Source organism: Roseivivax halodurans JCM 10272, assembly GCF_000521785.1.
GTDB classification, from domain to species: Bacteria; Pseudomonadota; Alphaproteobacteria; order Rhodobacterales; family Rhodobacteraceae; genus Roseivivax; species Roseivivax halodurans.
This window is the reverse complement of sequence record NZ_JALZ01000053.1, coordinates 1-13,783: the sequence shown is the minus strand read 5'-3', so window position 1 is coordinate 13,783 and position 13,783 is coordinate 1. Positions and strand designations below refer to the sequence as shown.

The following is a 13,783-nucleotide window of genomic DNA, read 5'->3' as shown; positions in this document are numbered from 1 at the left end:
CATCGCCGCATCCCGGGCCTTTGTGACCGCCTCCATATCCGCCAGGAGCGCGTTCTGCGCGGCGCGCAACGTTTCGAGCTCCGTCGCCGCGTCCGCTGGTATGACTTCCTGGGCTCCGGCCTTCTCGCCGTTTGCGTCGCTTTGGACCTTTGAGGCGGTCAAGAGGGAGGCGTGCCGGGCTTCGAGCGCCGCAATCTCTTCGGAAAGTGCTCGCCGCGCCTCTTCGGCCGTAGAGATCTCTTCGCGCACGCCTTGAACCGCGTCGATCATCTCGCGCATCTCTCTGTCAGCGCGTTTGCGGGTCTGACGCAGCAGGGACTGGGTGTTCTCCAGCATCGTGCGCGCTGCACGCTCCTGATCAATCGCGTTCTGCAACGATCTTTCGACTGTTTCCAACTCGGTGTCGGCCGCAATCTGTGCGCGACTCATGTTACCTGCCAAGGCAACGCAGAGCGAAGCGGCTGCGGCCCATGCCAACGTGCCGCGCATCATTCGACAATCCTCAACCATTCGAGCGGTCCACAAACCATTGACCCAACACCAATCCTAGATCCCCAGGAGCCGTCCCACCAAATAGATTCGGCAGAGGCCGGACGGCATGGGCCAAAGACCTGTACCGACGGGGCAGACCAAAATCATATGTCGCCCGTTGCGCACCGGTGGCCGACAATGATGCGCTTAAGGCCAACTCGTCCGTCCTGGACGAGCCTTGGTGAGGTGGTGCGAGGGCGCTGCGGATCGCGGGTGCCAAGATAAGCTTTTCTTGACGATCAGATCATCGACCAGTCACCGGTCGTGATCGCCCAGACGGCAATGATGCCGTTGGCGGACATATGCGCCACGACCGCGTCGGTTATGCGCCCGCCCGGCCGCATGGCGAGCCAGGCGAAAACCAGGCCGGCAAGCGCCGCGGCGAGCCAGCGGTCATGCAGCACGGCAAACCCGGCGGTGCTGATGGCGACAGCGAGCAGCGCACCCTGCATTCCACGTCCAGCACCCAGCCGGTCGAGCAAGTAGGAGCGGAAGAACAGTTCCTCGATCACCGGAACAAGCAGCGTCGTGCCGATCATGCGCGTGGCGATCCAGATTGCCAGCGCGGCCGGCCCCAGCACAGCGAGCGCGGGGGCCGCGGCATCCGCCGGATGGCTCGCGAGCCAGGCTGTCCCGATTGTCGCTCCAGCGCCAAGCGCCAGAGGGTCGAGACGCCATGCCAGTGCCAAAAGTGGCCGCCGGACCAGCCAGAGTACGGCAAGCATCACCATGGCCCTGAGCGGGTATGCGAGCTCCGGTGCTTGCCAGAAGGTCGAGGCCACAAGCGCACTCAACATGAACACGGCGAAAGGCAGCAGGCGCGCCACGTTCCAATCGTCAAAGAATGGGGCCAAAGCGGGGCCGCGTGCGTGCACGGTCCGCCCCCCCGCGTCTTTTTGAAACCAAGCAATACCGTGGATCGTGGTGATCAAAGCCAGAGCCAGAGCCGAGAACATCAGCCAGCCAGCATGGGAATGAAACCCCTCGACCGCGAGCGTGGGGGAGATATGCACGCCGATCCAGATCAGCATGACGATCCTGAGGATATTCAGTACCCAGGAAAGCGCGAGGGCGATCGGCAAGACCAGCGCAAGCCGGGCGACGCGGATCTCGTGGCGGAAGAGCATGGCATAACCGCCGAGAAAGGCGGTGATCAGCGCCAGCCCTTCGACACCCGAACAGCTCTGGCCGACTTTGATGGCAAAATTGCCGTGCTGGAGCACGTATTCTTCGGGATAGGACAGCAGCTCGAGCCCAACTGCGCCGGTCGCAAAGGTAACGGCGTCGAAGCTGAGCCGGGTGAAGGCGGCGATGTGCCAAAGCGGGAACAGCGTGTCGGCAATCTCGGGCAGCGCAAAGCCGGCGAGAACGAGGATCCAGAATGCAAGGCCCATGCGACGGCCGGCCATGCTCCAAGCGGACCAAGGAGCGGTGGCGCGTAGGGTTGCGGCGGCGAGGAATGCAACACCCGCGCCCCAGGCGGTGACAGCGAGTAAGAGATGTCCCAGGGACGGCAGCAGGGCCGCGAAGGCGATGAGCGTGGCGCCACCCGCCGCCAGCAGAAGCGCCGGCATGGCCGTGGCAGTTCCAAGCACGGCGGTGAGCGGAGCCGCGCGGCGGGGGCGCGCGGCAGCGTAGAGCCCGCCGAAGAGCAGCACGGCCAGCGCGCGCTCGGTCAGATGGGCAGAGAACTTGCAATATTTCCAGGAGGCGACGGTGGCGCAGTCCTCTCGGAAGAGCGCGTCGAAGACAAGGCTGGCGAAGGTCAGCCCAACCGCGGCGATAAGCGCCGCGAGTGCGAACCGGCGCAGGCGCAGTGCGCGGGCGTCGAGGGGAAGCGAGAGCATTGTCATGGGGTATGGCCGGTGGGGCAGGGGGCCGGGCCGCTAACGGCCTGGCCAGGTGTATGTGCTGGCCGGTCAGGCGGCGCGACGGCGACGCTCCCAGATCAATGCTACAACGGCGCGCCCGGCGCGGCGATGGCCGCGGTGCTTTCCAGCGCGCTGATCTCCGGGACGTCTGCGCATGTGCCTGTCCACGCGCCATTGGTCGTGGCATGGGCCGTCGAGGCGCTCGGCGTGAGTCCGGTCGCGCCAAGACAGATGGGTGCATGTCCTCGGCTTCGATGGTGATGCAATCGGCTTGTTTGGGAGGGAGTGCACTCGCCGGCGCCGAGATCCTTCGGTTACCCAATCACCGCAGACCTCGCCATCGGAGAGCACGGTAAGCGTGATGCCAGCAGCCAGAACGCCGTAGGCGTCATCGAAGGTGTAATGGTTGGCGCCCGAGCCTTCTTGCTCGATTTCGATCAGCAGGTCGTCCTGGCCGTTGTCGCCACATACCCAGAAATACTTTTCGGCGTAATCCTGGCCGCCATTGCCTTGTTCAGGGCCATCCTCTCCCAGCGAAGTGCTGACAGTCTGGTAGCTCCTATCGCTGGCTTGGTCGTGGTCATCGCCCGAGAGTGATTTGTCGGTGTCCTTGACTGTGACGCAGAGCGTCGCCGAGGCGGGCATCGTGAACATATCACCCCAGGAGACCTGACCGGGAGCGCCTGCATTTTGCAGATCGAGTTCGGTGAATGCCGTGAAACCATAATAGTCCGACTTGGAATAGTAGTAGGTCACGAAATGTCCTTCACCTGAAAATTGTTTCAAAAACGCCAGGCTGCGGGTGTTAGACGCTCTGCCCAAAAGTGCGGGCGATTCGCCCGGTAAGATCAATGTGATGAAGTCTGAAAAGGGTCTTACCCTCTGTCAACGACCATGAGTGATGCGGGCAGGCGCATGAAAGGGCTTCGGAGGCGCAAGGACCGCAGGAGGCTTTATGGCAATGTGCGGCGCTTTTGGCGGCACTGCTCCCCCGGCCGGACGTGGACCCTCTGTGCGCGGATCCCGGAAAACGTGGCCATGCCGCTCTCGCATCACTTGATTGTTGAACGGCAGAACATGTCCCGCACCCCGGCGGCTCGGGTAACTCACAACATAGGTTCGGCTATCGAACGAGGGTCACTAAGCTTACAGAACAATCAGGCGATTGAGCGCTATCGCGAGCACAAATGTTGTTTTGTTGTCCACGTTGCGCTACATGCACTCCATGCCTAGGCTTTCCATCGATATCACCCCTGAAGAGCACCAGAAGCTCAAAGCCATCGCGGCCCTTAAGGGACAGAGTATAAAGGACTATGTCCTGAACTGTACCCTCCGTGAGGCTCCTGCCCTCGACGGCATGAGCGAGGACGAGGCCTTCAGCGCCTTGGCGAATTTCCTGAAGCCTCGGATCGAGCAGGCGCGTCACGGTGAGCTATCCACCAAATCCCTTGGTGACATCCGCCGCGAAGCGCGCAAGCAGGCGGGACTGTAATCGGCTGCATGACGGCGTACGGCCTATCACTCGCAGCCGAAGACGATTTGCGAGGCATTTGGCGCTACACTTACGACACGTGGGGTGCCGAGCAGGCGGATAAGTATTTCGACCAGATCGAGGCATGCTGTGATGCCGTAGGCGCAGGGCGCGCACGATACAAGTCTTTCAGCGCACTGCCCGATGGCGTTCAGATCCATCGCTGTGAGCGCCATTATATCGTCTGGCTAGTTGGCGAGCGTCCGATCATCATCGCCATTCTACACGAGAGAATGGACTTCGTGCAGCGTCTCAAGGACCGATTTTAGCTTGGCCTTTACCCGTGCCCTCTTCTCGTGACTGAGAGAAGAGAGAGCCTCATTCTCCCGCGGTCTCGCCGCTGATCAGGCTGCCGTGGTCGCAGCCCTGACGGAGCCCTGGTCTCGTCACTACGCGCATGGATGGTCGTCAATCTTGTACGTCGGAGCCCTGCTGGTCATGGATGCGCCGGCACTGACGAGGGGTTAGGATTCTCGTATCGAGGCTTTCCGGTTGCAATTTCTTGATCGACCGATCGTCTGAGACAATGCGGTACGTCTTCGTTGCTCCCGCCGGTTTTTGCCCTGTCCCCAGGGCTGTGAATGTGATCTTGTTCAACCCCGGCAGCATGTCGGTGTCATAGTTTGGCGCCGCACGCTGGAGAATCCCGCGGACTGAGCCGAGATCGATGTACTCGCCCATCGCCATCGGGCCCTGCGTGGTTCCGCGAAGCCCTTCGGACCTCTCCTCTTCAGGCAATTCGCGCCTATCGGTCACGTAATGCGTGCTCTCACCATCACCCTCTATGTCCATAGTGACGAGCACGTCCTGAACATAGATCGGCTCGTAGCCGAGGTTGCTTAGAATGATCTTGGCGTCCATTCCCTCGCCCGACCCGCGGTTCATGCTGAGTGTTGGCCGGCGCTGCCGCAATACTCCGGACAAGAGCATCTGAAGATACACCAGCCAGATCAGTGCTGTCGCGACGGATGTCAGGGTCTGTACGAGCGTCGAATGTTCAGAGATCCAAGTCATTATGTATTTCCACCGAAAAAGCGGAGGCCGGGTGTCTCCGTGCGAATGAGCGTCGGCACATCGCATCCGCTTTGACGTCATGCCAGACCCGCCGAATACGAGGTGCTGAAACGCAACTGGAGGAGCCCTCTTGTCGGAAGCTATCAGGTTTTCCGCGCGGGCATCAGTGAGGCATCACCCATTGCCTGACCGCGGTTTTCCGTCGAGCAAGAGTGTCAACGTCGCTTCCGCGAGCACCACCTCGACGATCTCCTCAGCTGCGCAATCCTCTTTGACACAAGCTCGGCCGGATACGGCTTCGGAGAGGCATCTTCCTGTCCCTGGAGGGCTATCCTTCGAGTGTTTTGCCCTGCGGGCAAGCCGGGCGGTTCAGACTGACCGGCGCGCCCGTCACGCGACGCCCGTCACATCCCATGTTCCTGTCGAAGCAGATCGCCATCTCACCGCGCTTGGGACGCGCGGCATTGTCGGCGGATCGGGTCGTCGTGCGGTAGCGGGTGGGTGCAGGCTTCGGCATGCCTCCCCCCCTAACGAGATGAATTTCAAATGTGACTCCTGCCTCGGCCTTCGTTCTGCGCAAGATCGCCTCCCCCGCCTCCCTCATACTTGTTGACATAGGGTCAAAGTCTTTCCACACTTTCGCCACATTGTTCCTACCGGGCGACTCGCCCGCACTTTTTAGCAGGACGCCTAACAGCAGCGGCCTGGCCTTTCTGAAACGCTTTTGAGCGAAGGGTATTTCGTGGCCTATTACTATTTAAATATTCCAAACCAGACCATTACGATTTCACCGCATTTTCCGGACCCGATCTGCAAAATGCACGCGTCCAGAGTTGGGCCACAGCGGTGACATTTTCCCGATACCCGCTTCGGCGCCGCTCTGCTTCACAGTCAACGGCCGCAAAAAATCACTCCCGGGTGATTCCTGCAATCACGCCAGAGATTAGAATTACCAGACCGCCAACATTTCGCGAGAGGACGGCCCCGAATAGGGCAATGGCGGATGAGAGTATTGCCGTCGATGTCGATCCTGCACACGTGATCGTGGTTGTCCCCGCCCTGAACGAGGCACAGCATATCGCGGACTGCCTCCAGTCTCTGGCGAGTAGCGACCCCTTCATGGCGAATGTGCGGATCGTGGTCGCCGATGGCGGCAGCACCGATGGCACGCAGGCTGTGGTAGAGGAGCTGCGTGACCGCTGCTTTCCCAACTTGAGTCTGATCGACAATCTCGACCGGCTGCAATCGGCGGGACTGAATGCAGCCGTGGACCGTTGCGCCGGGCCGGAGCATACGATCCTCGTACGCTGCGATGCCCACGCGGTCTATCCTGAGGGCTATGTGCGCCGGGTCGCTGCCGCGCTGGAGGCCCGGCCCGAGGCGGCGTCGGTGGCCACGGTGATGGATGCACGCGGCGAGTGCTGTTTTGCCCGTGCCGCGGCCTGGGTGGTGGACACGCCGCTAGGCTCAGGCGGATCGGCGCATCGTGGCGGGACACGGTCCGGATGGGTGGATCACGGGCATCATGCAGGGTTCCGCCTATCCTGGTTCAGACAAATCGGAGGCTACGATTCGAGCTTCTCCCACAACGAGGATGCGGAATACGACGTCAGGCTTGGCCGCGTAGGCGGTCGAGTCTGGCTCGCCGCTGACATTCGCCTCGGTTACTTGATGCGCGACACCCCCCGAAAGCTGGCGCGGCAGTACTGGAACTATGGGTGCGGTCGCGCGCGCACCGTGCACAAGCACCACCTCCGTCCAAAGCTGCGCCAGCTCGCGCCGGCGGTGAACATGCTTCTCCTTCTGTTGACGGGGCTTTGGGCAACCCTCTGGCCACCCGCCTTGGCTTACCCCCTGGCCTATCTCATGGCGCTCGCGGCGGTGTCACTCATAGGGGTGGTCTCGTTGCGCTCGGTTTGCGGGGTTTTTGCAGGACCGGCGCTTGGGATCCTACAAATGGCCTGGGGCGCGGGGTTTCTGAGCGAGAGACTGGCAGCACTCCGCGGTTCAGCGCATCGTCCGCCGAATACGAGTGTTTCGCGATCCTGATGCCGCGGACAATTGCACCAGCCCGAGCTTGATCGGTGTTCACGCTTGGGGCAAACTCGTGACGTACGCCAATTTTCGGCGGACCGGGCCAATTTCAGGCCCCGATTTTTGTAGCGAGATATTTGCAATGGACGATTCAGGGGTCTTCGAGACCGATACGCGTGATCTTGTCCTGGTCGTCGACCTCGACGGCACGCTGATCCGCACAGACATGCTTTACGAAACATTCTGGGCCGCCGTCTCGCAGCGCTGGACCAACGGTTTTGCTGCGGCGATGAGCCTGGCGGGCGGGCGCGCTGCCTTAAAACGACGGCTGGAGGCGCTTGGCGCGGTTGATCCAGCATCACTGCCTTACGACCAGGACGTGCTGTCTTACCTGCGCGCTTGGCGGCTCGGGGGCGGACGTGTCGCGCTCGTTTCCGCCTCTGACCAGCGGGTGGTGGAGCGCATCGCCACCTATCTGGGCCTTTTCGACGAGGCGCATGGTTCGGACGGAACGCAGAACCTCAAGGGGGAGACCAAGGCCGAATTCCTGCGCGGACGCTACGGCGCCGGGCGCTATGCCTATATCGGCGATTCTGAAGCCGACCTCGCGGTCTGGTCCGGCGCCGCGCGCGCGGTGACGGTTGGTGTCACACCCGCATTGGCGGTGCGGGCGGAGGAGGCGGCGGGTGTGGTCGAACACCTCTCGCCTAGGCAGAGGCGGCTGAGGCCGCTGATCCGCGCTATGCGTCCGCACCAGTGGCTGAAGAACATTCTGGTCTTCCTGCCGATGATGGCCGCGCACCAGTTCACCGCGGGCACCATCGGCCAAGCGGTCCTGGCATTTGTGGCCTTCAGTCTTATTGCGTCTTCGGTCTACCTGCTGAACGACCTCCTGGATCTCTCCGCGGACCGCGCGCATCCCCGCAAGCGCAACCGGCCTTTCGCCAGCGGCGCGCTGCCCCTCTCTTGGGGAACCCTCCTGACGCCCGCGCTTCTGGTCGCGGGCTTCGCCATCGCTACGGTGCTTGGGCCTGCCTTGGTGGGGGTCATGGCGCTCTACTACGTGACCACCACGCTCTATTCCTTCTCACTCAAGCGCAAACTCGTCATCGACATCTGTGCGCTGGCGAGCCTTTACACGCTCAGAATCGTGGCGGGTGGCGTGGCCACGGGCATTCCGCTTTCGGTCTGGCTGCTGGCGTTCTCGATCTTCTTCTTCTTTGCGCTCGCCGCGATGAAGCGGCAGGCCGAACTTGTCCATGGCGCCGCGGCCGGGCAAGATCAGGCGCATGGACGTGGCTACCGGACGAGTGATACGCCGCTGGTGGCGAATATGGCGGTGTCGTCTGGCTATGTCTCGGTGCTCGTCATGGCGCTTTATCTCAACACCGTGGCGGTGCGTGATCTCTATGCCGAAACCGCGCCGCTCTGGGGCATCTGCCTCGTGCTGCTGTTCTGGCTCAGCCGGATGGTGATGATCACCCATCGCGGCGACATGCATGACGATCCCGTCGTCTTCGCCGCCAAGGATCGCGTCTCCATGCTCTGTGCGGCGATCATCTTTGGGTGCGCGGTGGCGGGAGCGATGTGGTGACACGCTTGGGATTGGCTCTGCGCTATGCCGGATTTGCGGTCCTGGCCACATTGGCGAATCTCGGGGTCCAGCGCGCCGTGCTGTCGCTGGGAGACGGGGGGCAAGTATTCCTGGCGGCGCTGTTCTTGGGTACGCTGGCAGGGCTGGTGCTGAAATACATGCTCGACAAGCGCTGGATCTTCGATGACCACTCGACCGGGGTTGCAGCCCATGGGCGAAAGTTCTCGCTCTACACGATCATGGGCCTTGTCACGACCGCGATCTTCTGGGGCGTGGAGACAGCGTTCTGGTTGGCATTCCAGACCGATCCCATGCGTGAGCTGGGTGCCATCCTGGGTCTCGCGATCGGCTATGTCGTGAAATATCGGCTCGATCGGCGGTTTGTGTTCACCGATGCAACGCTTGCCCAGGCCGCATGAACACGACCGCTTCAGCGCTGGCATGCGCGGCGCAGAACCTCCCGGGCCACACTTGGCGCGGTCGTGAACTTGATCCCCTGCAGACTGACGAGCCCCCTTGGACCGCCGTGAGCGCTGTGGTCGAGAAGGATGTCGCGGTCGATGAGCCCGGTTTCACCCATCATGGTTCCGGGCAGCAGACCCGAGGTCACCGAGACCACGGAGACGTCGGCCGCGCCGAAACCGGGCAGGGCCCGCTCGATACGGGCAAGGAAGGCCGCGATGGCGCCCTCCGGGACACGGGCCGTGTCGGCGGGTCCCTCCTGTGGCAGGTACACCGTGCCTGCGAAGGTGCGCGAGCCCGAGGGGCGCAGGAACAGCATGTCCGACGCGGTGCCGTCGGAAATCGAGAGCGCCTCGGCCGCCGGGGGAGGGCGGTCGATCAACAGGTTGAAGGCCAGCACCGGTGGGGCAAATCGGGTGGTGGATATGGGGTCAAAGCGGCCAGCGAGTTCCGGGGCCCAGGAGCCGGCCGCGTTGACAATTCTCGGCGCCTCGAAGTCCTGGCCACCGGCGGAGAGGCCCGTGACCCGGCCCGTATCGTCATGGCGGAGCGCCTGCGCTTCGACCCCCTCGCGGATCTCGAGGCCTGCGGCCCGCGCGCGGGCCGCCAACGCGGCGATCAGTGCGGGCCCATCCGGCACGACCAGCTCATGCCAGAGCGCACCGCCCCGGAGGCCAGTCCGGGGTACAAGCGGGGCACGGCGGGCAACGTCATCGGCGGACAGAACCCGCCCGGGCGGCACCTTTCCCGCCTGCGGAACGCGCATGTTCCGATCCGGCCCCAGAGCGCGGTTGACCATCATGGCGGCACGCATCACCGCCGGTCGCTTCAAGCCTCGCCGATAGAGTGGCATCAGGAAGGGCTGCGGCTCGACGAGTTCGGGGAAGGCGCGCAGGAACCAGCGGCTATCAACAAGAGAGGCGCGAAAGCGCAGAATGTCGAGGCGCTGAAGATAACGCAGGCCGCCATGGAGGATTCCGAACCAGCCGCCAGTGGCGCCGCCGCCGAGCCGCCGGCGCTCGATCAGCAGTGTACGCCACCCGGCTTCGGCGGCGAGAAGGCCGATCGTCAGCCCGTGGATGCCGCCGCCTATCACGATGACATCGAACCGGTTCATCTGCATTCTGTCGGTCCATCTCGCCTCGTGCCGCAGCAAGGATACGCCCGACGGTGCGCGCTGCAAGGCGGAGGAGGTCGCGGATGACCGAAGTGCTGCCCATCGACACGCATGTCCATCTCCATTCCGGCATGGAGCCCGAAGCTTGTCTCGACGCGGCGCATCACAACATGTCCGGCGTCTGGGGACATCAGCGGACCGGAGCGCTGTTCCTGGCAGATGTCCCTGGCGGGGTCCGGCTCGATGACCTGCCCTGCCGCCTCGGGCGCTGGACGCTCGACGCAACCGAGGAGACGGTCAGCCGTATCGCGCGGTGCGACCATGGCGGGACGCTGATCCTCGTTGCCGGACGGCAGATCGTAACCGCCGAACGGCTGGAGGTTCTCGGGATCGGTCATGCTGCGCCGGTCCCCGACGGGATGCCGCTGGCTGCAACTGTGCGGCAGGTGACGCAGGCGCAGGGGATTGCGATCCTGCCCTGGGGGGCGGGCAAATGGACCGGAGCGCGGCTCGCGGCCCTGCGGTCCCTGGTGACCGAGGCCCGCGGAGCGCGATCGGTCTTCCTCGCCGATAGCGGCGTGCGACCGGCTCTGCTGCCGCGGCCGCGCCTCTTCGCTGAGGCCGAGGCATCTGGGTGGCGTGTGCTGGCCGGGACCGATCCGCTCCCCCTGCCAGGCGAGATGCAGAAGCCCGGGCGGCTCGGCAGTCTCGTCACTTGCGCCTGGACTGTCGAGCGGCCTTTCGCAGCGCTGGCTGACGCCTTGCAAACGCTCGATGCGTCGCCGCCGCGCTACGGCCACCTCGAATCTCTGCCGCGGGCGGTGCGCCAGCAGGTCGCGATGCAGTGGCGCAAGCGAGCGGGCTAGACAAAGATGCCGAATACGCTGGCGCATATCGGGGTGCAGACGCTGGTGACGCGCGGCCTGATGCGGGGCGCCGACATCAAGTGGATCTGGCTCGGCTGCATCATTCCCGATCTGCCATGGATAGGGCAGCGTATCGTGCAGGCGGTCCGGCCTGACATGTCACTGGTGGATCTGCGCCTCTACGCCATTGCGCAGAGCTCTCTTCTCCTGTGCGTAGTCCTGTCGGCAGCACTGGCGCTGTTCAGCCGAGCGCGCATTCGCGTTTTCGGCATCCTCGCCGGGGGTAGTCTGTTGCACCTGCTGCTCGACGCGATGCAAACAAAATGGGGCAACGGTGTCGTGCTCGGCGCGCCCTTCGACTGGACGCTGCTGAATTTTGAACTGTTCTGGCCGGAACATCCTCTGAGCCTTGCCCTGACCGTGCTGGGGTGTCTCGTCGCTGCGTGGACATTCCTGCGCGCGCCACCGGACACGAGTGATCTTTGCCTGCCGGGCGGCGCGGGTGGCATGGCTGCGGCCGCGCTTCTAACCATCTGGCTCTTGGGACCAATGCTGCTCATTCCGGGGGCCGAGCGCGCCGATCTGCACCATGCCGCAACATTGCGCTTGGGCCCGACCGAGCGTGCAGGCCGGGCCATTGCCTTCGACCGCGCTCGCGTGACCGGAGAGGGCGGGCAGGCGCAGGTCTGGTCGGGCGAGACGCTGTCCTTGACCGGCCACCGGCCGGAGGAGAGCGGTACAATTTCGCTTCGCGGGCAATTTACAGGATCGGGTGCAGTGGTGGTGTCAGAACATCACACTCACATCTCGGGATTGCGTGACTACGCCAGCTATGTGGGCTTGATTCTGGTTGCGGCACTTTGGGTCTTGGCTTTCGCGCTCCCGCAGCGGCGTCACTCCAACAGCCCCTAGGAGAGCCATGGAGATAAGACCCTTACATGTAAATCTTATCGAGGATGCCTTTCGGAAAACCATCTGACGCATTCAGGCCTCCGCCGATCCGCTTTGGCTCCCGAAGGGTCCATTTACACATGACGTTCGAGATGAACCCGGCGCCGCATCTTGGAAAAATTGAGCCCTTGGATCGATTATTGGTCCTTGTCGCTCGCTGAGGGTCAGGCTGTGGGAACCCGGGCGTGGCAATGCGGCCTGACAGCTCACATGCCCCGCGGTGTCGGCTGACGGACATCTCCAAGACGGCCGCCAGGCAGTTCTTGTGACATCATCGATCACGTTCAGGATGCGGAGGCGAGGTTGAAGACAAGGTGCTCGGGCACGAAGTCGAGCGACCAGCCGGCGTTCCCCGGCAAGCTCGCGCGCCCCGCTCCCGCAGATCATTGCGATCTCTTCGCCTTCCGGTCCTCGCACCAGGCCAGATTCTGCCCGCAGATTGAAAAAGCCGGGAGCACAGCACCAGTGGCAAGACTGTGCCTATACTCTACGCGGCAGCTTCACATGCCATCTTAAATATCTATTGCTCCGGCCATGAGTCGCAGCTGGCCCCGCACATGCCTTGCTCTTTGCTTTGCCGCGGTGCTTGCGGGGTTGAGCGGCATGTCCGCCCATGGAATGGCACCGGATCGCAGCGAGGCCCATCAGCACGCAGCTTCGCATCCCCATTGTATGGCGCAGGAGGAGCGCTGCGATCTTGGCGAGAGCCATCAAGATCACCGATGTCCGTTCTGTCACAAGCTGCCGGATGCGCCGCGGATCACCGCACCGGAGAACGGTGCTCGCATCGCCCGAACGATCCGGAACATGCAGTGCCCCAATCTCGTGCCCGTTTTCACAAGCTTCAGGTCACACGCGCCGCCAAGGGCTCCGCCCTCTCACGCTTGACCGCTGAGACCTTCGGGGCGCTCTTGCGACAAACCTGGCTTCACCACGACGGATAGCATCCGGTCGGGGCAATGTGACACGCGCGGCCCCAGCCTGCATGTCCTGACGCGCTCGCGCTTGCGAAAGCCATTGGCGACGGAGAGCCCACGAGCAGGGATCAGCGCCTTCAGGGCCTGACCGGAAGGCCCTCGACATCACCCCCCGCTCGGCACCTCCCGCAGCGGCTCTCATAGCTTTTCCAGGACCCAACATCATGTCACAGGCAGCTTCGCGGACAGGCACGTCCGCGCTCTATCGCGCCGTCTGGCGCTGGCACTTCTACGCGGGGCTCATCATCCTGCCCTTCGTCATCCTCATCGCGATCACCGGCGCGATCTACCTCTTCAAGGACGAATACACACTCGCGGCGCAGTCCGATCTGCGCATCGTCACGCCGGAGGAGAGGGCCCCCCTCGCACCCTCGGCGATCACAAGTGCGGCGCTCGCGGCGCATCCCGGCACCCTCAAGTCCTACACGCCCGCGACAGGACCGGATCGCTCGGCGGAGGTGAAGATCACCGGCGAGGGCGGTGCAACCGACATCGTCTTCGTGAACCCCTACGACGCCACGGTCCTCGGCACCGCCTGGGATGCGGGCGCGTCGGGCTCGCCCGCCATGCACGTCGTGCGCAAGCTGCACTCGCTCGAATATGTGGGCTGGTGGGGCAACCGGATCGTCGAGGCAGTCGCGGGCTGGATGGTGCTGCTCGTCGCGACCGGCATCTATCTCTGGTGGCCGCGCGGTCGGAACGTGGGTATTGCCCGGCCCCGCAAGACCACGGGCCGCCCGTGGTGGCGCGACATCCACGCGGTCACGGGCATCTACACCGCAGGCTTCATCGTCTTCCTCGCTCTTACCGGTCTGCCCTGGTCGGGCATCTGGGG

Annotated in this window: 14 protein-coding genes; 8 read left to right on the top strand and 6 right to left on the bottom strand. The window is 63.5% G+C overall.

The features are described 5' to 3' along the window. The 3 genes from OCH239_RS19860 to OCH239_RS22955 all read right to left on the bottom strand — a co-directional run. A partial coding sequence (locus OCH239_RS19860) for a hypothetical protein (protein ID WP_037266832.1) occupies window positions 1–492 on the bottom strand: 492 nt, incomplete at its 3' end. 278 nt (window positions 493–770) lie between these two features. Further along, window positions 771–2,384, bottom strand: a complete 1,614-nt coding sequence (gene xrtE, locus OCH239_RS19855) for an exosortase E/protease, VPEID-CTERM system (protein WP_084782714.1) — start codon at window positions 2,382–2,384, stop codon at window positions 771–773. A gap of 66 nt (window positions 2,385–2,450) precedes the next feature. Continuing rightward, window positions 2,451–3,158, bottom strand: a complete 708-nt coding sequence (locus OCH239_RS22955; RefSeq protein ID WP_157577982.1) for a hypothetical protein — start codon at window positions 3,156–3,158, stop codon at window positions 2,451–2,453. Between the two features lie 409 nt (window positions 3,159–3,567). On the opposite strand from OCH239_RS22955, the gene OCH239_RS19845 reads away from it, so the two are divergent. Further along, window positions 3,568–3,894 (top strand): antitoxin, encoded by a 327-nt coding sequence (locus tag OCH239_RS19845; RefSeq protein WP_211242036.1) that lies wholly within the window; start codon window positions 3,568–3,570, stop codon window positions 3,892–3,894. A gap of 8 nt (window positions 3,895–3,902) precedes the next feature. Then, complete coding sequence (locus OCH239_RS19840) at window positions 3,903–4,202, top strand: type II toxin-antitoxin system RelE/ParE family toxin (protein ID WP_037266826.1); 300 nt, start codon at window positions 3,903–3,905, stop codon at window positions 4,200–4,202. Between the two features lie 139 nt (window positions 4,203–4,341). Here the strand turns inward: OCH239_RS19840 and OCH239_RS19835 are convergent, their stop codons facing one another. Together OCH239_RS19835 and OCH239_RS22950 are read right to left on the bottom strand one after the other, a co-directional pair. Next, window positions 4,342–4,947 carry a hypothetical protein gene (locus OCH239_RS19835; protein ID WP_037266824.1) on the bottom strand — a complete coding sequence of 202 codons (606 nt, stop codon included), beginning with the start codon at window positions 4,945–4,947 and terminating at the stop codon, window positions 4,342–4,344. Between the two features lie 328 nt (window positions 4,948–5,275). Then, window positions 5,276–5,464 carry a hypothetical protein gene (locus OCH239_RS22950; RefSeq protein ID WP_157577980.1) on the bottom strand — a complete coding sequence of 63 codons (189 nt, stop codon included), beginning with the start codon at window positions 5,462–5,464 and terminating at the stop codon, window positions 5,276–5,278. A 479-nt stretch (window positions 5,465–5,943) separates the two neighbouring features. Here OCH239_RS22950 and OCH239_RS19830 point away from each other — a divergent pair, with 479 nt between their 5' ends. From OCH239_RS19830 to OCH239_RS19820, 3 genes are all read left to right on the top strand, one after another. Beyond that, window positions 5,944–6,996, top strand: a complete 1,053-nt coding sequence (locus OCH239_RS19830; protein ID WP_051489649.1) for a glycosyltransferase family 2 protein — start codon at window positions 5,944–5,946, stop codon at window positions 6,994–6,996. 127 nt (window positions 6,997–7,123) lie between these two features. Further along, entirely contained in the window at window positions 7,124–8,575 is a 1,452-nt protein-coding gene (locus tag OCH239_RS19825) for a UbiA family prenyltransferase (RefSeq protein WP_037266822.1), read from the top strand. Then, window positions 8,572–8,994, top strand: a complete 423-nt coding sequence (locus tag OCH239_RS19820; RefSeq protein ID WP_037266819.1) for a GtrA family protein — start codon at window positions 8,572–8,574, stop codon at window positions 8,992–8,994. Before OCH239_RS19825 ends, OCH239_RS19820 begins: the two co-directional genes overlap by 4 nt. Window positions 8,995–9,005: 11 nt before the next feature. On the opposite strand, the gene OCH239_RS19815 is transcribed toward OCH239_RS19820, so the two are convergent. Continuing rightward, window positions 9,006–10,160 carry an FAD-dependent oxidoreductase gene (locus tag OCH239_RS19815; protein WP_037266816.1) on the bottom strand — a complete coding sequence of 385 codons (1,155 nt, stop codon included), beginning with the start codon at window positions 10,158–10,160 and terminating at the stop codon, window positions 9,006–9,008. Window positions 10,161–10,237: 77 nt separating this feature from the next. On the opposite strand from OCH239_RS19815, the gene OCH239_RS19810 reads away from it, so the two are divergent. From OCH239_RS19810 to OCH239_RS19800, 3 genes are all read left to right on the top strand, one after another. After that, window positions 10,238–11,020, top strand: coding sequence for a hypothetical protein (locus OCH239_RS19810; protein WP_051489648.1), 783 nt, complete (start codon window positions 10,238–10,240; stop codon window positions 11,018–11,020). A 6-nt stretch (window positions 11,021–11,026) separates the two neighbouring features. Further along, window positions 11,027–11,932: a hypothetical protein gene (locus tag OCH239_RS19805; RefSeq protein ID WP_037266814.1), complete on the top strand. Its 906-nt coding sequence runs from the start codon at window positions 11,027–11,029 to the stop codon at window positions 11,930–11,932. 1,180 nt (window positions 11,933–13,112) lie between these two features. Continuing rightward, window positions 13,113–13,783: PepSY-associated TM helix domain-containing protein (locus tag OCH239_RS19800; protein ID WP_037266811.1), on the top strand; the 671-nt coding region annotated here is incomplete at its 3' end.

Coding starts and splice junctions, on each gene's coding strand:
- xrtE (WP_084782714.1), bottom strand. CDS start 2,384: ATGACAATGCTCTCGCTTCCCCTCGACGCCCGCGCACTGCGCCTGCGC.
- OCH239_RS19840 (WP_037266826.1), top strand. CDS start 3,903: ATGACGGCGTACGGCCTATCACTCGCAGCCGAAGACGATTTGCGAGGC.
- OCH239_RS19835 (WP_037266824.1), bottom strand. CDS start 4,947: ATGACTTGGATCTCTGAACATTCGACGCTCGTACAGACCCTGACATCC.
- OCH239_RS22950 (WP_157577980.1), bottom strand. CDS start 5,464: ATGCCGAAGCCTGCACCCACCCGCTACCGCACGACGACCCGATCCGCC.
- OCH239_RS19830 (WP_051489649.1), top strand. CDS start 5,944: ATGGCGGATGAGAGTATTGCCGTCGATGTCGATCCTGCACACGTGATC.
- OCH239_RS19825 (WP_037266822.1), top strand. CDS start 7,124: ATGGACGATTCAGGGGTCTTCGAGACCGATACGCGTGATCTTGTCCTG.
- OCH239_RS19815 (WP_037266816.1), bottom strand. CDS start 10,160: ATGCAGATGAACCGGTTCGATGTCATCGTGATAGGCGGCGGCATCCAC.
- OCH239_RS19810 (WP_051489648.1), top strand. CDS start 10,238: ATGACCGAAGTGCTGCCCATCGACACGCATGTCCATCTCCATTCCGGC.
- OCH239_RS19805 (WP_037266814.1), top strand. CDS start 11,027: ATGCCGAATACGCTGGCGCATATCGGGGTGCAGACGCTGGTGACGCGC.